Genomic DNA, 20643 nt, shown 5'->3' with positions numbered 1-20643 from the left:
GACCTGCGCAGGTGACGCTTGCGCCGTGGATCAGGTACAATTCCCGGCTATTTTTCGGCGGGCTATGCCTGCAGCCTTTTTGAGTGTTGATCCGTGAGTGATTTGAGTCATATCCGCAATTTCTCCATCATCGCCCACATTGACCATGGCAAGTCGACGCTGGCCGATCGATTCATCCAGATGTGCGGCGGCCTTGCCGAGCGCGAAATGGAAGCCCAGGTACTGGACTCCATGGACCTGGAGCGTGAACGCGGGATCACCATCAAGGCCCACAGCGTCACCCTTTATTACACCGCTCGCGATGGCATCAAGTACCAGCTGAACTTCATCGACACCCCGGGCCACGTTGACTTCACCTATGAAGTCAGCCGCTCGCTGGCGGCCTGTGAAGGTGCTTTGCTGGTGGTCGACGCTGGCCAGGGCGTGGAAGCGCAGTCGGTTGCCAACTGCTACACGGCGATCGAGCAGGGCCTGGAAGTCATGCCCGTGCTGAACAAGATCGACCTGCCGCAGGCCGATCCGGACCGCGTGAAGGAAGAAATCGAGAAGATCATCGGCATCGATGCCACTGATGCCGTCGAGTGCAGCGCCAAGACCGGCCTGGGCGTCGATGAAGTCCTCGAGCGTCTGGTGCGCACCATTCCTGCGCCGACCGGCAACTACGAAGATCCGCTGCAAGCGTTGATCATCGACTCCTGGTTCGACAACTACCTGGGCGTTGTTTCCCTGGTACGCGTGCGCCATGGCCGCGTGAAGAAGGGCGACAAGATCCTCGTCAAGTCCACCGGCAAGATCCACCTGGTGGACAGCGTCGGTGTATTCAACCCTAAACATACCGCTACCACTGACCTGAAGGCCGGTGAAGTAGGCTTCATCATCGCTGGCATCAAGGACATTCACGGTGCGCCGGTGGGTGACACCCTGACCTTGAGCTCGACCCCGGACGTCGACGTTCTGCCGGGTTTCAAGCGCATTCAGCCGCAGGTTTACGCCGGCCTGTTTCCGGTCAGCTCCGACGACTTCGAAGATTTCCGTGAGGCCCTGCAAAAGCTCACCCTCAACGACTCGTCGCTGCAGTACACCCCCGAGAGCTCCGACGCCCTGGGCTTCGGCTTCCGTTGCGGGTTCCTCGGCATGCTGCACATGGAGATCATCCAGGAGCGCCTGGAGCGCGAGTATGACCTGGACCTGATCACCACGGCGCCGACGGTAATTTTCGAGCTGTTGCTGAAAACCGGTGAAACGATTTACGTCGACAACCCGTCGAAGCTTCCAGACCTGTCTTCCATCGAAGACATGCGCGAGCCGATCGTGCGGGCCAACATTCTTGTGCCGCAAGAGCACCTGGGCAACGTCATTACCCTGTGCATCGAGAAGCGTGGCGTGCAGCACGACATGCTGTTCCTCGGTACCCAGGTCCAGGTGACCTACGATCTGCCGATGAACGAAGTGGTCCTGGACTTCTTCGATCGCCTGAAGTCCACCAGCCGCGGCTATGCTTCGCTGGACTACCATTTCGATCGTTATCAGTCGGCTAACCTGGTGAAACTGGATGTGCTGATCAACGGTGACAAGGTCGACGCCCTGGCGCTGATCGTGCACAAGGATAACGCGCACTACAAAGGTCGCCAGTTGACCGAGAAGATGAAAGAACTGATCCCGCGCCAGATGTTCGACGTCGCGATCCAGGCCGCCATTGGCGGGCAGATCATTGCGCGAACCTCCGTCAAGGCACTCAGAAAGAACGTATTGGCCAAATGCTACGGCGGCGACGTCAGCCGTAAGAAGAAACTGCTTGAAAAGCAAAAGGCCGGTAAGAAACGCATGAAGCAAGTCGGCAACGTGGAAATTCCACAAGAAGCCTTCCTTGCAGTGCTCAGGTTGGATAGTTAGGTCCTATGTCACTAAATTTCCCGCTGTTGCTGGTCATCGCCGTGTTCGTCTGCGGCCTGTTGGCGTTGCTCGATCTGGTTTTTCTCGCGCCGCGTCGGCGTGCAGCCATTGCATCCTATCAGGGCAGCGTCAGCCAGCCTGACGGGATGGTGGTCGAAAAACTGAACAAGGAACCGCTGCTGGTCGAATACGGCAAGTCGTTCTTCCCGGTGTTGTTCATCGTGCTGGTGCTGCGTTCGTTCCTGGTGGAACCGTTCCAGATTCCATCCGGCTCGATGAAACCGACCCTGGACGTTGGCGATTTCATTCTGGTGAGCAAGTTCTCCTACGGGATCCGCTTGCCGGTGATCGACAAGAAAGTCATCGAAATCGGTGACCCGCAGCGCGGCGATGTGATGGTTTTCCGCTATCCGAGCGATCCGAACGTCAACTACATCAAGCGTGTAGTGGGCCTGCCGGGCGACCAGATTCGCTACACCGCCGACAAGCGCCTGTTCGTCAACGGCGAGTCCGTTGCCGAGCAGTTGGTCGGCTCCGAGCCGGGCACCCTGGGCAGTGCCGAGCTCTACAAGGAAAAACTCGGTGTCGCCGAGCACCTGATCCGCAAGGAAATGAGCCGCTATCGCGCAACGCCGGACCGTTCGTGGACCGTGCCCGCCGGGCACTACTTCATGATGGGCGACAACCGCGACAACTCCAACGACAGTCGCTATTGGGATGATCCAAGCATTCCCAAGGACCTGCTGGGCATGGTCCCCGACAAGAATATCGTCGGCAAGGCCTTCGCGGTCTGGATGAGCTGGCCTGAACCCAAACTCAGTCACCTGCCGAACTTCTCGCGGGTTGGCCTGATCAAGTAATCACACACGGCGCTGTTGAACACAGCGCCGAATGCATTTCTGGAGCCGCTACAATCGGCGCCCGAGGCATGAAAACAATGATATTCAGGACGTAATTTTTGAACACAGCGTTAATTGTCCCAAGCCTGCGCCGCACCCCGGCGATGGCGGTGGAATCCAGCCACGAACTCAGCGTGGGTACACCGTGAGCGTTTCCTTAAGCCGTCTAGAGCGTCAGCTCGGCTACACCTTCAAGGACCAGGAACTGATGGTCCTGGCCCTGACTCACCGCAGCTTTGCCGGGCGCAACAACGAACGCCTGGAATTCCTCGGTGATGCCATCCTCAATTTCGTCGCTGGCGAGGCGCTGTTCGATCGCTTCCCGCTGGCTCGCGAAGGTCAGTTGTCGCGTTTGCGCGCACGCCTGGTGAAAGGTGAGACCTTGGCGGTACTGGCCCGCGGTTTCGATCTGGGCGAGTACCTGCGCCTGGGCTCTGGCGAGTTGAAGAGCGGCGGTTTTCGTCGCGAGTCGATTCTGGCCGATGCCCTGGAAGCGCTGATTGGTGCAATCTACCTGGACGCGGGCATGGACATGGCGCGCGAGCGCGTGCTGGCCTGGCTGGCCGGTGAGTTCGAAGGCCTGACGCTGGTCGACACCAACAAAGATCCAAAGACCCGCCTGCAGGAATTCCTGCAATCGCGTGGGTGTGAGCTGCCGCGTTACGAAGTGGTGGATATCCAGGGTGAGCCGCATTGCCGGACGTTCTTCGTCGAATGTGAAATCACCTTATTGAATGAAAAAAGCCGAGGTCAGGGTGTGAGTCGTCGTATTGCCGAACAGGTAGCGGCCGCCGCAGCACTGATTGCCCTGGGTGTGGAGAATGGCAATGACTGATTCAACCGCAACACGCTGTGGCTATGTTGCCATCGTCGGCCGTCCCAACGTGGGCAAGTCCACGTTGCTGAACCACATCCTCGGCCAGAAGCTCGCGATCACTTCGCGCAAGCCGCAAACCACCCGCCACAACATGCTGGGCATCAAGACCGAAGGCGCCGTGCAGGCGATCTACGTCGACACTCCGGGCATGCACAAAGGTGGCGAAAAAGCCCTCAACCGCTACATGAACAAGACGGCCTCTGCAGCCTTGAAAGACGTGGACGTGGTGATCTTCGTAGTCGACCGCACCAAGTGGACCGACGAGGACCAGATGGTCCTGGAGCGCGTCCAGTACGTGACCGGCCCGCTGATCGTGGCGTTGAACAAGACGGATCGCATCGAAGACAAAGCCGAGCTGATGCCGCACCTGAGCTGGTTGCAGGAGCAGCTGCCGAACGCGCAGATCATGCCGATCTCGGCCCAGCACGGGCACAACCTCGAAGCGCTGGAGCGGGTGATTGCCGGCTACCTTCCGGAAAACGATCACTTCTTCCCCGAAGACCAGATCACCGACCGCAGCAGCCGCTTCCTCGCCGCCGAACTGGTGCGCGAAAAGATCATGCGCCAGATGGGTGCAGAGCTGCCGTACCAGATCACCGTCGAAATCGAAGAGTTCAAGCAGCAGGGTAAGACCCTGCATATTCATGCCTTGATCCTCGTCGAGCGCGACGGCCAGAAGAAGATCATCATTGGCGACAAGGGCGAGCGCATCAAGCGCATCGGCACCGAGGCGCGCAAGGACATGGAGCTGCTGTTCGACTCCAAGATCATGCTCAACCTCTGGGTGAAAGTGAAAGGCGGCTGGTCCGATGACGAGCGCGCGCTGCGTTCGCTGGGTTACGGCGACCTGTAAACCCGATCGACGCTGCACCGCAGAACCTGTGGGAGCGGGCTTGCCCGCGATGAGGATGTAACATTCAATATATGTGTTGGATGTAAGTCCGCCATCGCGGGCAAGCCCGCTCCCACATTGGTTTTTGTTGTTTGTAGAGCTGCGCACTTTCTTCGAGAACCCTGACTTCCATGTCGCAAACCCCACCCATCCCCCAGCCCGCCTTCGTACTTCACTCCCGCGCCTACCGCGAGAGCAGCGCGTTGGTCGACTTCCTTACGCCGCAGGGTCGGCTGCGGGCGGTGTTGCGCAGTGCGCGGGGCAAGGCCGGGACGTTGGCCAGGCCCTTCGTGCCCCTGGAAGTCGAATTTCGCGGGCGAGGGGAGCTGAAGAACGTAGGGCGGATGGAAGCCTCGGGGGTTTCCACCTGGCTCAACGGCGAAGCGCTGTTCAGTGGCCTGTACCTCAATGAGCTGCTGATTCGCCTGCTACCCGCCGAAGACCCGCTGCCGGGTGTGTTCGACCACTACGCCGCGACGTTGCTGGCGCTGGCCGAAGGTCGTCCGCTGGAGCCGTTGCTGCGCTCCTTTGAATGGCGGTTGCTCGATGATCTGGGCTACGGCTTCGCGCTCGGCACGGATATCCACGGTGAGCCTGTAGCGCCGGACGGTCTGTATCGCCTGCAGGTGGACGCGGGGCTGGAGCGGGTGTACCTGTTGCAGCCCGGGCTGTTCAACGGCACCGAATTGCTGGCCATGGCCGAAGCGGACTGGTCGGCACCGGGTGCTTTATCGGCCGCAAAACGGTTGATGCGCCAGGCACTTGCCGTGCATCTGGGCGGTCGTCCCCTGGTTTCCCGAGAGTTGTTTCGAAAGCCGTAAAATCCCCGTGTATGCTGTGCACCGAACTTTCCCCTCTTCAGGAGCGCTTCCGTGACCACCAGCAATCGCATTCTTCTTGGCGTGAACATCGACCACGTTGCCACCCTGCGTCAGGCCCGGGGCACTCGTTACCCGGATCCGGTCAAGGCCGCGCTGGACGCGGAAGAGGCGGGCGCTGACGGCATCACCGTGCACCTGCGCGAAGACCGTCGCCATATCCAGGAACGCGACGTGCTGCTGCTCAAGGATGTGCTGCAGACCCGCATGAACTTCGAGATGGGCGTCACTGAAGAGATGATGGTGTTCGCCGAGCGCATCCGCCCTGCGCACATTTGCCTGGTCCCGGAAACTCGCCAGGAGCTGACCACTGAAGGCGGGCTGGATGTAGCGGGGCAGGAGGCCCGGATCAAGGCGGCGGTGGACCGCCTGGCGAAAATTGGCTGCGAGGTGTCGTTGTTCATCGACGCGGACGAGCGCCAGATCGAAGCGTCCCGCCGAGTGGGTGCGCCGGCCATCGAACTGCACACGGGGCGTTACGCGGACGCCGAGACGCCGACGCAAGTGGCTGAAGAGCTCAAGCGTGTAGCGGATGGCGTGGCTTTTGGTCTGGCCCAGGGTTTGATCGTCAACGCCGGCCACGGTCTGCACTACCACAACGTTGAAGCGGTGGCTGCGATCAAGGGCATCAACGAACTCAATATCGGCCACGCGCTGGTGGCGCATGCTTTGTTTGTGGGGTTCAAGTCGGCTGTTTCCGAGATGAAGGCGCTGATTCTGGCTGCTGCGTTGAAGGGTTAAGATCAAAAGATCGCAGCCTTCGGCAGCTCCTACGGGTGTACGCATAACCCTGTAGGAGCTGCGCAAGGCTCGAGCCGTGTTCGGACGATCTTTTTGCCTTAAAGCTGCGGCGATTCCTGGTTCGGCTTGGACTTGTCGATCCCCGGCACATGCAAATTGCCTTCAGCCACCTGATCACCCTCAAGCTGTGGCTGTGTCACCCAGGTCAGGATGTCGTAATACCGGCGGATGTTCGCCACAAAATGCACCGGCTCACCGCCCCGGGCATAACCATAGCGGGTCTTGCTGTACCACTGCTTCTGCGACAGGCGCGGCAGGATTTTCTTCACGTCCAGCCACTTGTTCGGATTCAGCCCTTCCTTCGCGGTCAGCTTGCGCGCGTCATCAAGGTGGCCGCTGCCGACGTTGTAGGCCGCCAGGGCAAACCAGGTGCGGTCTGGCTCCTTGATGGAGTCGTCCAGCTGTTCCTTCATGTAAGCCAGGTACTTGGCGCCGCCCATGATGCTCTGCTTGGGGTCCAGGCGATTGGATACGCCCATGGCCTGCGCAGTATTCTGGGTCAGCATCATCAGGCCACGCACGCCGGTCTTGGATGTCACGGCCGCTTGCCACAGGGATTCCTGATAACCCACCGCCGCCAGCAGGCGCCAGTCGACCTTTTCTTTCTTGGCGTAGGCCTTGAAGTGCTGTTCGTACTTGGGCAGCCGTTGCTGCAAATGCTGGGCGAAGGTCGTGGCGCCCATGTAGCCGAGCACGTCGACGTGACCGTAGTAGCGGTCCTTCAGGCGTTGCAGGGTGCCGTTCTTCTTGACCTTGTCGAGGTAGTCGTTGATCTCGTTGAGCAGGCTGTTGTCTTCGCCTGCTGCCACGGCCCAGCTCTGGTTGCTGGCGTCACCCAGGTCAAAGGCGACCCGCACGTTGGGGAAGTAGACCTGGTTCATCGCCACTTCGTTGGAGTCGACCAGGGTCAGGTCGATCTGGCCTTCGTCGACCATGCGCAACAGGTCCACGACTTCAACGGCGTCGGACTCTTCGTATTCAATGCGCGGAAACTTCCGTTTCAGCTCCGCCAGTTGCTCGGCGTGGGTACTGCCCTTGAGCACCATGATCTTCTTGCCCACCAGATCCCCCGCATCGGTAGGCCGTGACTGGCCGTTGCGATAGATGATCTGCGGGGTGACTTCCAGGTAGGAGTGGGAGAACCGCACCTGCTTTTTGCGTTGCTCGCTGCTGACCAGTCCGGCAGCAGCCAGCACAGGGCCGTTGGGCTTGCCCACCTGATTGAACAGGTCGTCCAGATTGTCGGCGGTCTCGATTTTCAGCTCGACCCCCAGATCGTCGGCGAAACGTTTCACCAGCTCGTATTCAAAGCCGGTTTCACCGCTGCGATCCTGGAAGTAGGTGGCGGGGCTGTTTCGGGTAACCACCCGCAGCACGCCATCCTCCTTTACACGCTCGAGTGTGTTGGGTTTATCAACACAGCCACCAAGCATCAGGAAGAGTCCGGTTGCGATCAGCCATTTGGCGTACCGCGGACGCAAAGCCGTTGGGGAAAACATCTGCGCAGTATACGCAAAGGACCACGAGCGCCATATCTCGACAGCACCGGGCCAGTCTGCTAGAGCCGCAAAAAACGGCGCACAGCCCGCAGGAATGGGCTTTTACGGCGCATCTTGATGGAAAAAATAAGCGCTGAGCCCCTCCTGTTTCTGCCCTGGAACCCCGGCCCGACGTTCGGGTACGGCCGTGCGTACCGTTTCGGGTGATGTCGCGGGCGGTTTAGGCTAGAATGCACGGCCTCAAAGCACACCCCTTCCCGAGGCTGTCCCGAAGATGTTGATCCTGCGCGGCGCTCCTGCCCTTTCTGCCTTTCGCCACAGCAAACTCCTTGAGCAACTTTGCCGATGCGTTCCGGCTGTCAGCGGCTTGTATGCTGAATTCGCTCACTTCGCCGAAGTTACCGGCGTCCTGACCGGCGACGAACAGCAGGTGCTCGCGCGCCTTCTGAAGTACGGCCCAACTGTCCCAGTACAGGAGCCGACCGGTCGTCTGTTCCTGGTGTTGCCACGTTTCGGCACCATCTCGCCCTGGTCCAGCAAAGCCAGCGACATCGCTCGCAACTGCGGCCTGGGCAAGATCCAGCGCCTTGAGCGCGGCATCGCCTTCTATGTCGCCGGCCAGTTCAGCGAAACTGAAGCGCAGCTTATCTCGGACGCCTTGCACGACCGTATGACCCAGATCGTCCTGGCCAACCTGGAGCAGGCCGCAGGTCTGTTCAGCCACGCCGAGCCCAAGCCCCTGACCGCGATCGACGTGTTGGGCGGCGGCCGCGCCGCGCTGGAAAAAGCCAACACCGAGCTGGGCCTGGCCCTGGCCGAAGACGAGATCGACTACCTGGTCAACGCTTTCGTCGGCTTGAAGCGCAACCCACACGACATCGAACTGATGATGTTCGCCCAGGCCAACTCCGAGCACTGCCGTCACAAGATCTTCAACGCCAGTTGGGACATCGACGGTCAGAGCCAGGAAAAAAGCCTGTTCGGCATGATCAAGAACACCTACCAGATGCACAGCGAAGGCGTCCTCTCTGCATACAAGGACAACGCCTCGGTGATCGTCGGTAACGTCGCCGGTCGTTTCTTCCCGGACCCTGAAACCCGCCAGTACGGCGCGGTGCAGGAGCCGGTGCACATCCTGATGAAGGTGGAAACCCACAACCATCCGACCGCGATCGCCCCGTTCCCGGGCGCATCCACCGGTTCCGGTGGCGAGATCCGCGACGAAGGCGCTACCGGTCGCGGCGCCAAGCCAAAGGCTGGCCTCACTGGTTTCACCGTGTCGAACCTGCAGATCCCGGGCTTCGAACAGCCTTGGGAAGTGCCGTACGGCAAGCCTGAGCGCATCGTTACCGCACTGGACATCATGATCGAAGGCCCACTGGGTGGCGCCGCGTTCAACAACGAATTCGGCCGTCCCGCCCTGACCGGCTACTTCCGTACCTTCGAACAGTCGATCACCACTCCCCGTGGCGACGAGGTTCGCGGTTACCACAAGCCGATCATGCTGGCCGGCGGCATGGGTAACATCCGTGCCGAACACGTACAGAAAGGCGAGATCATTGTCGGCTCCAAGCTGATCGTCCTCGGTGGCCCGGCCATGTTGATCGGCCTGGGCGGCGGGGCGGCTTCGTCCATGGCCACCGGCACCAGCTCGGCTGACCTGGACTTTGCATCCGTACAGCGCGAAAACCCGGAAATGGAACGTCGCTGCCAGGAAGTCATCGACCGTTGCTGGCAGTTGGGTGACAAGAACCCGATCAGCTTCATCCATGACGTCGGCGCCGGCGGCCTGTCCAACGCTTTCCCGGAACTGGTCAACGACGGCAACCGTGGCGGTCGCTTCGAACTGCGCAACATTCCAAACGACGAGCCGGGCATGGCCCCGCACGAAATCTGGAGTAACGAATCCCAGGAACGTTACGTCCTGGCGGTTGGCCCTGCGGACTTCGAACGCTTCCAGGCGATCTGCGAACGCGAGCGTTGCCCGTTTGCCGTCGTCGGCGAAGCCACTGCCGAGCCGCAACTGACCGTCACCGACAGTCACTTCGGCAACAACCCGGTGGACATGCCACTCGAAGTGCTGCTGGGCAAGGCTCCGCGCATGCACCGCTCGGCTGTTCGTGAAAGCGAACTGGGCGATGACTTCGATCCGTCGACGCTCGAGATTGCCGACTGCGTTGAACGCGTCCTGCATCACCCGGCCGTCGCCAGCAAAAGCTTCCTGATCACCATCGGCGACCGCACCATTACCGGCCTCGTGGCCCGTGACCAGATGGTCGGCCCGTGGCAGGTTCCAGTGGCCGACGTTGCCGTCACCGCCACCAGCTTCGACGTCTACACCGGTGAAGCCATGGCCATGGGCGAGCGTACTCCGCTGGCTCTGCTGGACGCTCCGGCGTCGGGCCGCATGGCCATTGGTGAGACCCTGACCAACATCGCCGCTTCGCGCATCAACAAGATCTCCGACATCAAGCTGTCGGCGAACTGGATGTCCGCGGCCGGTCACCCGGGTGAAGACGCACGTCTGTACGACACGGTGAAAGCGGTTGGCATGGAGCTGTGCCCGGACCTGGGTATCACCATCCCGGTGGGCAAGGACTCCATGTCCATGGCCACCCGCTGGAACGATAACGGCGAAGACAAGACCGTCACCTCGCCGATGTCCCTGATCGTGACCGGTTTCGCGCCAGTGGCTGACATCCGTCAGACCCTGACTCCGGAACTGCGCATGGACAAGGGCACCACCGACCTGATCCTGATCGACCTGGGCCGTGGCCAGAACCGCATGGGCGCCTCGATCCTGGCCCAGGTTCACGGCAAGCTCGGTAAACAAGCGCCGGACGTCGACGATGCCGAAGACCTGAAAGCCTTCTTCGCAGTGATCCAGGGCCTCAACGCCGATGGTCACCTGCTGGCTTACCACGACCGTTCCGACGGTGGCCTGCTGACCAGCGTGGTGGAAATGGCGTTTGCCGGTCACTGCGGCCTGAGCCTGAACCTCGACGGCCTGGCAGAGACTTCCGCCGACATCGCCGCGATCCTGTTCAACGAAGAACTGGGCGCCGTGATCCAGGTGCGCCAGGACGCCACCCCGGATATCCTCGCGCAGTTCAGTGCCGCAGGCCTGGGTGAGTGCGTCTCGGTGGTTGGTCAGCCAATGAACAATGGCCAGATCAACATCACCTTCAACGGCGAAACCGTATTCGAAGGTCAGCGTCGTCTGCTGCAACGTCAGTGGGCCGAGACCAGCTACCAGATCCAGCGCCTGCGCGACAACGCCGACTGCGCCGAGCAAGAGTTCGACGTGCTGCTGGAAGAAGACAATCCGGGCCTGAGCGTCAAGCTGAGCTTCGACATCAACCAGGACGTCGCTGCGCCTTACATCAAGAAAGGCATTCGCCCACAGGTTGCCGTATTGCGCGAGCAGGGCGTCAACGGTCAGGTGGAAATGGCGGCGGCATTTGATCGCGCCGGCTTTAACGCGATCGACGTGCACATGAGTGACATCCTGGCCGGCCGTGTCGACCTGAACGAGTTCAAGGGCCTGGTAGCCTGCGGCGGTTTCTCCTACGGCGATGTACTGGGTGCCGGCGAAGGCTGGGCCAAGTCCGCGCTGTTCAACAGCCGTGCTCGCGATGCGTTCCAGGGCTTCTTCGAACGCAACGACAGCTTCACCCTCGGTGTGTGCAACGGTTGCCAGATGATGTCCAACCTGCACGAGCTGATCCCGGGCAGCGAGTTCTGGCCGCACTTCGTGCGCAACCGTTCCGAGCAGTTCGAAGCACGCGTGGCGATGGTTCAGGTCCAGGAATCGAACTCGATCTTCCTTCAGGGCATGGCCGGTTCGCGCATGCCGATCGCCATCGCCCACGGTGAAGGCCATGCCGAGTTCGCCAGCGAAGAGGCGTTGCTGGAAGCCGATCTGTCGGGTTGCGTGGCGATGCGTTTCGTCGACAACCACGGCAAGGTCACCGAGAAGTATCCGGCCAACCCGAACGGCTCGCCGCGCGGCATCACCGGGCTGACCAGCCGTGACGGTCGCGTGACCATCATGATGCCGCACCCTGAGCGTGTATTCCGCGCTGTGCAGAACTCGTGGCGCTCGGAAGACTGGAACGAAGACGCGCCGTGGATGCGCATGTTCCGCAACGCTCGTGTGTGGGTGAACTAAGCCTCATGTTCAAGCTCGCCTTTTTCGTTCCGGCCAGCCACGTCGATGGGGTCAAGAGTGCTGTGTTCGCTGCCGGTGGCGGTCGAATCGGTGCCTATGACCACTGTTCGTGGCAGGTCCTGGGCCAGGGCCAGTTCCGCCCGCTGGACGGCAGTCAGCCGTTCATTGGCGAGGCTGGCGAGGTCGAGCAGGTCGAGGAATGGAAAGTCGAGCTGGTCGTGGCGGATGAGCTGATCGTGGCCGTGGTGGCCGCGTTGAAGCTCAGTCACCCGTATGAGACACCGGCTTACGAGGTGTGGCGGCTGGAGGATTATTAATCTCTGGCTGCTGAGACAGGAAACCCGCTGGGCCAGTTTGGTCGGCGGGTTTTTTGTTGCCGGTAAGCTCGCGTCTGACGTGTGCCTCGCAGGGTTCCTACAAGTTTTCAAGGTTGTCGCTTGGAACCCTTCAGTTCGCTAACTTCATTTTTGGCCGGTGCCGTGTCTGGCCATATTAATTCACCCTACTTTCTCATGGCTGAAACGCCCCAATGAAAATCGCCGGATCCACCCGCGCATCATTCAGGCTTACATTCCAGTGCATGTGCGGGCCGGTGGCGCGGCCGGTGGCGCCGACTTTGCCGACTACGCCGCCGCGAGGCATTTGCTGGCCGACTTTCACGTCGATTTTCGACATGTGGCAGAACATGCTGATAAAGCCCTGGCCGTGGTCGACGAACACCGTGTTGCCGTTGAAGAAGTAGTTGCCGATCAGGATCACCTTGCCGGCGGCGGGGGTCTTGATCGGGGTGCCGGCGGGTACGGCGAAGTCCAGGCCGGAGTGGGCGTTGCGTTCCTCGCCGTTGAAGAAGCGGCGCACGCCGAACTTGCTGGAAAGGGGGCCGTTGACCGGTTTGTCCAGCAGCAGGTTGCTCGGGGTGTTCGGGCTGAAGGTGCGGTAGGCCTTGATCTGCTCGGCCAGCTCACCCTCAATGCGCTTGAGGTTGGCCGGGTTCGGGTTGACCTGCTGGGTGTTTTTCAGGGTGATGTGCTGTTCCGGGTACTTCTTGTTGCCAACGGTGAACGCCAGGTTGCGCCCGCCGCTGCTGACTTGCTGGGGGCCAGGCTTGACCGTCAGCGGCACGCCGACAATGGCCAGCCAGTTGTTCTGTTCCTTTACCACCAGCACCGGCTTGCCTTGATAGCTGGCCTTGGGTGGTTGCGCAGAGGTGCCCAGGTCCACCACCGCCACGCCGCCCGGCACCGGTTTGTTGAGCAAGCGAGTGATGTAGCTGTCGGCGTGGGCGTTGAAGGTCAGGCACAACAAAAACAGCGAGGCGAGAATGCGCGGCATGGATCAATCCAGTAAAGAAAGGGTGACGGGCGTCAGGTGATTGTCTTCGACCCTGACTTGCAGCTCGCCTTCGCCCAGCCTGGCTTTGAGACGCTGGCCGGTGTGGGTCTGGGCGGCATTACGAATCGCATGGCCGCGCTCATCCAGCAGAATGCTGTAGCCGCGACCCAAGGTTGCCAGGGGGCTGACCACGTGCAGCGTTTGCATCTGGTTTTGCAGCTGCATGCGCCGGTCCTTGAGTCCTTCGCGCATGGCCCTGGGCAGGCGCTCCGCGAGACTGTCGAGGCGCTGGCGCAGCATCGCCAATTGGCGCCCGGGATGCTGGCCGGCGAGGCGGGTTTCCAGGCGGATCAAACGTTCGCGCCGGGTGTTGAGACTGCGCTCGAAGGCCCGGCGCATGCGCATGTCCAGGTCGTCAAGGCGTTGCGCTTGCTGACGCAGGCGCTCACCGGGATGACGCAGGCGCCGGGACAAGCCCTCCAGGCGCAGACGATCGCGCATCAGGCGATCGCGAATGCGCATTACCAGGCGCCGATGCAGGCTTTCGACACGGCGCACCAGGTCGCTGGAGTCCGGCGCCAGTAACTCCGCAGCCGCCGAAGGGGTAGGGGCGCGTACGTCGGCGACGAAGTCACTGATCGACACATCGGTCTCGTGACCGACCGCGCTGACAATCGGCGTCACGCAGGCGTCCACCGCGCGGGCCACGGCTTCTTCGTTGAAACACCAGAGGTCTTCCAGCGAGCCGCCGCCACGGGCCAGGATCAACGCGTCAAAGCCTCGGGCATCCGCCAGCTTCAGTGCCCTGACAATCTGGGCCGTGGCTTCGCGACCTTGCACGGCCGTGGGGATCAACGTCAGTTGAACCTGCGGAGCACGGCGGCGGAACACGCTGATGATGTCGCGAATCACCGCCCCCGTCGGCGAACTGATGATGCCGATGCGTTGCGGATGCGCCGGCAGCGCCACTTTGCGTTCGGCACTGAACAGGCCTTCAGCGCTGAGTTTTTCCTTCAGCGCATCGAACGCCAACCGCAGCGCTCCGTCACCGGCCGGCTCCACGGTGTCGAGGATCAGTTGGTAATCACCACGGCCCTCGAAAAGCGAAACCTTGCCGCGCACCTTCACCGCCAGGCCATCCTTCAGCGCCTGGCGGACCCGGGCGGCGTTTTGCCGAAACAGTGCACAACGCACCTGGGCGCCGCTGTCCTTGAGGGTGAAATACACATGGCCGGACGCCGGGCGGGCGAGGTTGGAAATTTCGCCTTCGACCCAGATGTTGCTGAACACGTCTTCCAGCAACACCCGCGCGCGGCCGTTGAGCTGGCTGACAGTCAGGACTTCACGGTCCAGGCCGAGTCTTGCAAAGGGATCTTTAATCATGGGGCGCATGATAAAGGCAATCTCCTGCGCAATGCACGATCCCCGTAGGAGCTGCCGCAGGCTGCGATCTCTTGATTTTGAAAAATCCCAGTCTCGCCGAAAATCCAGATCAAAAGATCGCAGCCTGCGGCAGCTCCTGCAGGGTGTCGTTGAAATGCTGGAGGAAGCGTTGAACCAGCGGAGCAGGCTTCTGCCGGCACGCGAGTGCGACGGTGCTCTGGCAATCCGGATCCGCCAGCTGCAGGAAGTGGATGTCCGGCGGTGCAATGTCTTGCATTGATTCGGGCAGCAGCGCGATGCCAAAACCGGCCTGGATAAGCTGCAGTTGCGTGGTTTTGCGCGACACCACCCGCGCGGCCTTGGGAAAGAACCCCTGGCGCATGCACAACTCGGCTGACAGGTAACTCAGCCCGCCACGTTGAGGATGAGGAATGGAAATGAAGGCTTCATCTTTCAGCCGCGCCAGGTCGACACCGCGGACAAAGTTATCCACAGCCAGAGGATGATTCGGTGGAACCGCCAGCAGCAACCGCTCGCTGTACAAAGGGATCACCTGCACCCCGTCGCGCTGACGCAACACCGGCAGGCGCAACAGGCCGACGTCCAGTTGCCCCTCGGCCAGGGCTTCCAGTTGTTCCTCGGACGATAACTTGACGATGTCCATCGAAACCCCGGCGTGGCTGTCCAGGTAGTCACCTAGGCCACGCAACAGGCGTCCACTCATGGGCACGGTGCTGGAGTGACTCAGGCGCAAGGTCCCGAGATGGCCGTTTCCAACCTGGGTCGCCATTTCACTGGCCTTGGACAGTTCGTTCAGCAGGCTACGGGCGCGGGGCAGGAACGCATGCCCGGCGGCAGTCAGGCGTGGCTGGCGCGCCGTGCGTTCGAACAACGGGGTTTGCAGGCGGGTTTCCATCGCCTTCATCTGCCTGCTCAGGGCTGACTGCGCGATAAACAGGCGCTCGGCGGCGGCACTGAAGCTGCCGCACTCGGCGATTTCCACGAAGTAACGCAGTTGGCGAGTCGAAAGCACCAGGTATGCCTTTTTCAGATGGGTGATTGGCTTTGAAGATATTAGTCGCAAGGCTGCACGCTGGCTAAAGTCTGCACAGGTATTTGATGAAGACGTGCAGATGAACGTGCTGGAGTTGTTACATCAATGGCCATTCGGTGCGATGGATTGGCTGGTCATTGGCCTTGGCATCGCCCTGGCGTACATCGTGTTCGGCATCGCGGGGTTCGGGACAGCGTTGGTGGCGGGGCCTGTATTGATTCTGTTCATGCCGCTGTCCAAGATCGTGCCGTTGCTGGTGTTGCTGGATTTCGTGGCCGCGTTCGGCAACCTGCTGCCGTCGCGCCGGGATGTGGCCCAACCGGAGTTGCTGCGGCTGCTGCCCTGCATGGCGGTCGGTTGCACCCTTGGGGTCGTCTTTCTGCTGAACCTCAAATCCGACTTGCTGTTGCTATTAATGGGGCTGTTTATAAGCGCCTACGGGATTTACAGCCTGTGGGTCAAAACCCGTCCAACCCGGTTGTCTGCCGCCTGGGCGGTGCCGGTAGGTACGATCGGCGGGCTGTTCGGGGCGTTATTTGGCAGCGGCGGTTTTTTATATGCGATCTATCTCAACAGTCGTCTGCCCAAAGACGCGGCGCGCGCGACCCAGAGCGCGCTGATCAGTTGCAGCACGGTAGTGCGCCTGAGCCTGTTCACTGTCGCAGGGGTGTACGCCGAGCTACCCTTGTTGTTACTGGCGCTGTGTTTGTTGCCGGCCATGGCGGTGGGTTTGTGGATTGGCCGGCGTTTGACCCTGAGGTTGTCCCGCGAGGCGTTCGTGCGGCTGGTGACCTGGCTGGTGCTGGCCAGCGGGATCGCGTTGATCGGGCGGTATTTGAGTACTTGACCTGAGTGCGTCAGGGATTAAGCTGCCGGCCGCAAATCCATGTGGGAGCGAGCCTGCTCGCGATGGCGGTGGGTCAGGCAACTTCAAAGTGGCTGCAACGACCGAATCGCCAGCAGGCTCACTCCCACAAGGGTGATCATTCAGAACATGCAGGCTTGTGCCATGAATTCTCAAAGCATCATCGTCCCGAAAATCTCCACCCTGCCGGTGCACGAACCCCGAGCAAGGGCGGTCGTGCGGTGGCTGGTGCGCAAGAACATCATCAAGGAAGAACTCACCACCTGCGGCCGCACCGGCAGCCGCATGGGCCACGCGATCGCCGACGGTGCCCGTGCCGTGGTGCTGCACCCGCAAGCGCTGCCGTTCGGTGAGCCGATCAATGGCCTGGAGATCATTACCAAGCGCTGCATCTACACGCCGGCCAAGGGCTTTCTGGAAGAAGCGGGCTGCGCCGAGTGCCGCAAGGAAGTCGGCGAGGCGCTGTTCGAAAGCCTGGAAGACTGGATGCCGGGGCGTACCGATAACTTCACCTGCCCCGAATGCGGGCATGAAGATGACATCAACGGATTTCTGTTCCTGCAGGAGTGCGGGTTTTCCAACCTCGGGTTTATCTTTAACAATTGGGCCGAGGCAGGGTTCAAGCAGAGCTTCATTGATGAGTTTGCCGATTGGCTGGATCAGCCGGTCAGTTGGGTAAAAGTCGAACTCTGATCCCTGCACACCCCTGTAGGAGCTGCCGCAGGCTGCGATCTTTTGATTTTGATCTTCACAAAGCAAGATCAAAAGATCGCAGCCTGCGGCAGCGCCTACAGGGGGCGATATGTTCCGTATATCTATAAGGTCGATAATAGGCAGAGTTTTACATTGAACCCGAGGGGGTGTCTGACTATAATGGCGCGCTTCCATTTTCCCGCTCGGGAGCCCCCGCGATGCTGCGTATCAGCCAAGAAGCTCTGACATTCGACGACATTCTCCTAGTGCCCGGTTATTCCGAGGTGCTTCCTAACGAAGTCAGTCTCAAGACCCGCCTAACCCGTGGCATCGAGCTGAATATTCCTCTGGTTTCTGCCGCCATGGACACCGTCACTGAAGCCCGACTGGCAATTGCCATGGCTCAGGAAGGTGGCATCGGTATTATCCACAAGAACATGACCATCGAGCAGCAAGCTGCCGAAGTGCGCAAGGTCAAGCGTTACGAAGCCGGCGTGGTCAAGGATCCGATCACCATCGAGGCTGACGCCACGGTGCGTGAACTGTTCGAACTGACCCGCCTGCACAACATCTCCGGCGTTCCGGTACTGCACGATGGCGACCTGGTCGGCATCGTCACTTCCCGTGACGTGCGTTTTGAAAATCGTATGGAAGCCACTGTCCGTGAAGTGATGACGCCTAAAGAGCGCCTGGTCACGGTCAAGGAAGGCGCCGACAAGAACGACGTTCGCGAGCTGTTGCACAAACACCGCATCGAACGCGTCCTGATCGTCGACGGCAAGTTTGCCCTCAAGGGCATGATGACCGTCAACGACATCGAAAAAGCCAAGGCTTACCCGCTGGCCAGCAAGGACGATCAAGGTCGTCTGCGCGTAGGCGCGGCAGTCGGTACCGGTAAAGACACGGGCGATCGCGTTGCGGCGCTGGTCAATGCCGGTGTTGACGTGGTGGTGGTCGACACCGCCCACGGTCACTCCAAGGGTGTGATCGACCGCGTTCGCTGGGTCAAGCAGAACTTTCCTGACGTGCAGGTCATCGGCGGCAACATCGCCACCGGCGCTGCCGCCAAGGCGCTGGCCGAAGCAGGCGCCGACGCAGTCAAGGTCGGTATCGGCCCTGGCTCGATCTGCACCACCCGTATCGTCGCTGGTGTCGGCGTGCCGCAAATCAGTGCCATCGCCAACGTCGCCGCAGCCCTTGAAGGCACCGGCGTTCCGTTGATCGCCGATGGCGGCATCCGTTTCTCCGGTGACCTGTCCAAGGCCATCGTAGCCGGTGCTTCCTGCGTGATGATGGGCTCGATGTTCGCCGGTACTGAAGAAGCGCCGGGCGAAATCGAACTGTTCCAGGGCCGTTCGTACAAGGCTTACCGTGGCATGGGTTCGCTGGGCGCCATGTCCCAGGCCCAGGGCTCTTCCGACCGCTACTTCCAGGATTCCTCGGCAGGCGCCGAGAAGCTTGTACCTGAAGGCATCGAAGGGCGTGTTCCGTACAAGGGCACCCTGAGCGCCATCATTCACCAGCTGATGGGCGGCTTGCGTTCCTCGATGGGTTACACCGGCAGTGCCGACATCGAAGAAATGCGCACCAAGCCCGAGTTCGTGCGGATCACCGGCGCCGGCATGGCCGAGTCCCACGTGCATGACGTGCAGATCACCAAGGAAGCGCCAAACTACCGCGTAGGTTGAGGCTTCAAGCACAAAGTTAAGTAACCGGGGCTGTTTTCTTCAGCCCCGAGTTGTTTCTGAATCACGACTGTTTCTGAATTACTTAGACGAGACTGAATCATGTCCCTCGACATTCACGCTCACCGCATCCTGATCCTCGACTTCGGTTCCCAGTACACCCAGCTGATTGCCCGCCGCGTGCGTGAAATCGGCGTGTACTGCGAACTGCATCCGTTCGACATGGATGAAGACGCGATTCGCGAATTCGCTCCGAAAGGCGTCATTCTCGCTGGCGGCCCCGAGTCCGTGCACGAAGCCAACAGCCCGCGCTGCCCGCAGGCGGTGTTTGACCTCGGCGTGCCGGTCTTCGGTATCTGCTACGGCATGCAGACCATGGCTGAACAGCTGGGTGGCAAGGTCGAAGGGTCCGAGCTGCGTGAGTTCGGTTACGCCCGTGTCGACGTGGTCGGCAAGAGCCGCCTGCTCGACGGCATCGAAGACCACATCGACGCCGACGGCCTGTTCGGCCTCGACGTGTGGATGAGCCATGGTGACAAGGTCACCCGGATGCCGCAGGAATTCCACATCCTGGCCAGCACGCCAAGCTGCCCGATCGCCGGCATGTTCGACGACGCTCGTGGCTACTACGGCGTGCAGTTCCACCCGGAAGTGACCCACACCAAGCAGGGCGGTCGCATCCTGTCGCGCTTCATCCTCGACATCTGCGGCTGTGAAGCCCTGTGGACTCCGTCGAAGATTGCCGAAGACGCCATTGCCAACATCCGCGCTCAGGTGGGTACCGACAACGTACTGCTGGGCCTGTCCGGCGGCGTCGACTCCTCGGTGGTTGCGGCCCTGCTGCACAAGGCCATCGGCGACCAGCTGACCTGCGTCTTTGTCGACAACGGCCTGCTGCGCCTGCACGAAGGTGAGCAAGTGATGGCCATGTTCGCCGAGAACATGGGCGTCAAGGTGATCCGCGCCAACGCTGAGGACCAGTTCCTCAACAACCTGGCTGGCGAAAGCGACCCGGAGAAAAAGCGCAAGATCATCGGTCGCACCTTCATCGACGTGTTTGATGCCCAGTCCAACAAACTGGACAACATCAAGTACCTCGCCCAGGGCACCATCTACCCGGACGTGATCGAGTCGGCTGGCGCGAAAAGCGGCAAGGCCCACGTGATCAAGTCGCACCACAACGTGGGCGGCCTGCCGGAAGAAATGAACCTCAAGCTGGTTGAACCCCTGCGCGAACTGTTCAAGGACGAAGTCCGTCGCCTGGGCCTGGAACTCGGCCTGCCCTACGACATGGTCTACCGTCACCCGTTCCCGGGCCCGGGCCTGGGTGTGCGGATCCTCGGTGAAGTGAAGAAGGAATACGCCGACCTGCTGCGTCGCGCCGATCACATCTTCATCGAAGAACTGCGCAAGGCCGACTGGTACCACAAGGTCAGCCAGGCGTTCGTGGTGTTCCAGCCGGTGAAATCGGTTGGCGTGGTTGGCGATGGCCGTCGTTATGCCTGGGTCGTGGCCCTGCGTGCCGTAGAAACCATCGACTTCATGACCGCGCGTTGGGCACACCTGCCCTACGAACTGCTGGAAACCGTCAGCGGCCGGATCATCAATGAAATCGAAGGCATCTCCCGCGTGACCTACGACGTGTCGAGCAAGCCGCCAGCGACCATTGAGTGGGAATGATTGGACGTCCGGCATTGTCCGGCACCAACTAGCAAGAAATG

Annotated in this window: 16 protein-coding genes; 12 read left to right on the top strand and 4 right to left on the bottom strand. The window is 60.9% G+C overall.

Features of this window, described 5'->3' with window-relative positions:
• Positions 1-93 precede the first annotated feature (93 nt).
• The 6 genes from lepA (at position 94) to pdxJ (ending at position 6180) form a co-directional block, all read left to right on the top strand.
• The gene (gene lepA / locus HYI44_RS12280) at positions 94-1893 is read left to right on the top strand and encodes a translation elongation factor 4 (protein WP_045062133.1); all 1800 of its coding nucleotides are present in this window, start codon (positions 94-96) and stop codon (positions 1891-1893) included.
• Positions 1894-1898: 5 nt separating this feature from the next.
• A complete protein-coding gene (gene lepB, locus HYI44_RS12275) occupies positions 1899-2753 on the top strand; it encodes a signal peptidase I (protein ID WP_225569515.1) in 855 nt (284 codons plus the stop codon).
• Between the two features lie 184 nt (positions 2754-2937).
• Positions 2938-3627: a ribonuclease III gene (rnc, locus tag HYI44_RS12270; protein ID WP_010463056.1), complete on the top strand. Its 690-nt coding sequence runs from the start codon at positions 2938-2940 to the stop codon at positions 3625-3627.
• A complete protein-coding gene (gene era / locus HYI44_RS12265; protein WP_059403406.1) occupies positions 3620-4522 on the top strand; it encodes a GTPase Era in 903 nt (300 codons plus the stop codon). The genes rnc and era overlap by 8 nt, the downstream gene beginning before the upstream one ends.
• A gap of 170 nt (positions 4523-4692) precedes the next feature.
• Positions 4693-5382, top strand: coding sequence for a DNA repair protein RecO (recO, locus tag HYI44_RS12260; RefSeq protein WP_045062136.1), 690 nt, complete (start codon positions 4693-4695; stop codon positions 5380-5382).
• Positions 5383-5433: 51 nt separating this feature from the next.
• Positions 5434-6180, top strand: coding sequence for a pyridoxine 5'-phosphate synthase (gene pdxJ / locus HYI44_RS12255; RefSeq protein ID WP_122838825.1), 747 nt, complete (start codon positions 5434-5436; stop codon positions 6178-6180).
• 98 nt (positions 6181-6278) lie between these two features.
• On the opposite strand, the gene mltF is transcribed toward pdxJ, so the two are convergent.
• Positions 6279-7739, bottom strand: a complete 1461-nt coding sequence (gene mltF, locus HYI44_RS12250; RefSeq protein ID WP_122838826.1) for a membrane-bound lytic murein transglycosylase MltF — start codon at positions 7737-7739, stop codon at positions 6279-6281.
• A 274-nt stretch (positions 7740-8013) separates the two neighbouring features.
• Between mltF and purL the strand changes: the two genes are divergently transcribed.
• Both purL and HYI44_RS12240 read left to right on the top strand, forming a co-directional pair.
• Positions 8014-11910 (top strand): phosphoribosylformylglycinamidine synthase, encoded by a 3897-nt coding sequence (gene purL / locus HYI44_RS12245; protein WP_225569514.1) that lies wholly within the window; start codon positions 8014-8016, stop codon positions 11908-11910.
• 5 nt (positions 11911-11915) lie between these two features.
• A complete protein-coding gene (locus HYI44_RS12240; protein ID WP_122838828.1) occupies positions 11916-12227 on the top strand; it encodes a YqfO family protein in 312 nt (103 codons plus the stop codon).
• Positions 12228-12420: 193 nt separating this feature from the next.
• On the opposite strand, the gene HYI44_RS12235 is transcribed toward HYI44_RS12240, so the two are convergent.
• From HYI44_RS12235 to HYI44_RS12225, 3 genes are all read right to left on the bottom strand, one after another.
• Positions 12421-13242, bottom strand: a complete 822-nt coding sequence (locus HYI44_RS12235; protein ID WP_122840708.1) for a peptidoglycan DD-metalloendopeptidase family protein — start codon at positions 13240-13242, stop codon at positions 12421-12423.
• Between the two features lie 3 nt (positions 13243-13245).
• Complete coding sequence (gene xseA / locus HYI44_RS12230) at positions 13246-14625, bottom strand: exodeoxyribonuclease VII large subunit (protein WP_225569567.1); 1380 nt, start codon at positions 14623-14625, stop codon at positions 13246-13248.
• Between the two features lie 109 nt (positions 14626-14734).
• A complete protein-coding gene (locus tag HYI44_RS12225) occupies positions 14735-15658 on the bottom strand; it encodes a LysR family transcriptional regulator (RefSeq protein WP_225569513.1) in 924 nt (307 codons plus the stop codon).
• 100 nt (positions 15659-15758) lie between these two features.
• On the opposite strand from HYI44_RS12225, the gene HYI44_RS12220 reads away from it, so the two are divergent.
• The 4 genes from HYI44_RS12220 to guaA all read left to right on the top strand — a co-directional run bounded on the left by HYI44_RS12220 (position 15759) and on the right by guaA (position 20602).
• Positions 15759-16526, top strand: coding sequence for a sulfite exporter TauE/SafE family protein (locus HYI44_RS12220; protein ID WP_122840710.1), 768 nt, complete (start codon positions 15759-15761; stop codon positions 16524-16526).
• 162 nt (positions 16527-16688) lie between these two features.
• A complete protein-coding gene (locus HYI44_RS12215) occupies positions 16689-17237 on the top strand; it encodes a hypothetical protein (RefSeq protein WP_045062141.1) in 549 nt (182 codons plus the stop codon).
• 218 nt (positions 17238-17455) lie between these two features.
• Entirely contained in the window at positions 17456-18925 is a 1470-nt protein-coding gene (gene guaB / locus HYI44_RS12210) for an IMP dehydrogenase (protein WP_045062144.1), read from the top strand.
• A 99-nt stretch (positions 18926-19024) separates the two neighbouring features.
• Positions 19025-20602, top strand: coding sequence for a glutamine-hydrolyzing GMP synthase (gene guaA, locus HYI44_RS12205; RefSeq protein ID WP_045062146.1), 1578 nt, complete (start codon positions 19025-19027; stop codon positions 20600-20602).
• Positions 20603-20643 lie beyond the last annotated feature (41 nt).

This window comes from Pseudomonas sp. Y24-6, assembly GCF_020295325.1.
Classification (GTDB): Bacteria; Pseudomonadota; Gammaproteobacteria; order Pseudomonadales; family Pseudomonadaceae; genus Aquipseudomonas; species Aquipseudomonas gregormendelii.
Note: the sequence above shows the minus strand (reverse complement) of the source record. Positions and strands in the feature narration are given on the sequence as shown.

What these genes read in the sequence shown, in the direction of transcription:
- HYI44_RS12240 (WP_122838828.1), top strand. Translation starts at nt 11,916, where the DNA reads ATGTTCAAGCTCGCCTTTTTCGTTCCGGCCAGCCACGTCGATGGGGTC.
- HYI44_RS12235 (WP_122840708.1), bottom strand. Translation starts at nt 13,242, where the DNA reads ATGCCGCGCATTCTCGCCTCGCTGTTTTTGTTGTGCCTGACCTTCAAC.
- xseA (WP_225569567.1), bottom strand. Translation starts at nt 14,625, where the DNA reads ATGATTAAAGATCCCTTTGCAAGACTCGGCCTGGACCGTGAAGTCCTG.
- HYI44_RS12220 (WP_122840710.1), top strand. Translation starts at nt 15,759, where the DNA reads ATGAACGTGCTGGAGTTGTTACATCAATGGCCATTCGGTGCGATGGAT.
- HYI44_RS12215 (WP_045062141.1), top strand. Translation starts at nt 16,689, where the DNA reads ATGAATTCTCAAAGCATCATCGTCCCGAAAATCTCCACCCTGCCGGTG.
- era (WP_059403406.1), top strand. Translation starts at nt 3,620, where the DNA reads ATGACTGATTCAACCGCAACACGCTGTGGCTATGTTGCCATCGTCGGC.
- lepB (WP_225569515.1), top strand. Translation starts at nt 1,899, where the DNA reads ATGTCACTAAATTTCCCGCTGTTGCTGGTCATCGCCGTGTTCGTCTGC.
- guaA (WP_045062146.1), top strand. Translation starts at nt 19,025, where the DNA reads ATGTCCCTCGACATTCACGCTCACCGCATCCTGATCCTCGACTTCGGT.
- purL (WP_225569514.1), top strand. Translation starts at nt 8,014, where the DNA reads ATGTTGATCCTGCGCGGCGCTCCTGCCCTTTCTGCCTTTCGCCACAGC.
- mltF (WP_122838826.1), bottom strand. Translation starts at nt 7,739, where the DNA reads ATGTTTTCCCCAACGGCTTTGCGTCCGCGGTACGCCAAATGGCTGATC.
- recO (WP_045062136.1), top strand. Translation starts at nt 4,693, where the DNA reads ATGTCGCAAACCCCACCCATCCCCCAGCCCGCCTTCGTACTTCACTCC.
- guaB (WP_045062144.1), top strand. Translation starts at nt 17,456, where the DNA reads ATGCTGCGTATCAGCCAAGAAGCTCTGACATTCGACGACATTCTCCTA.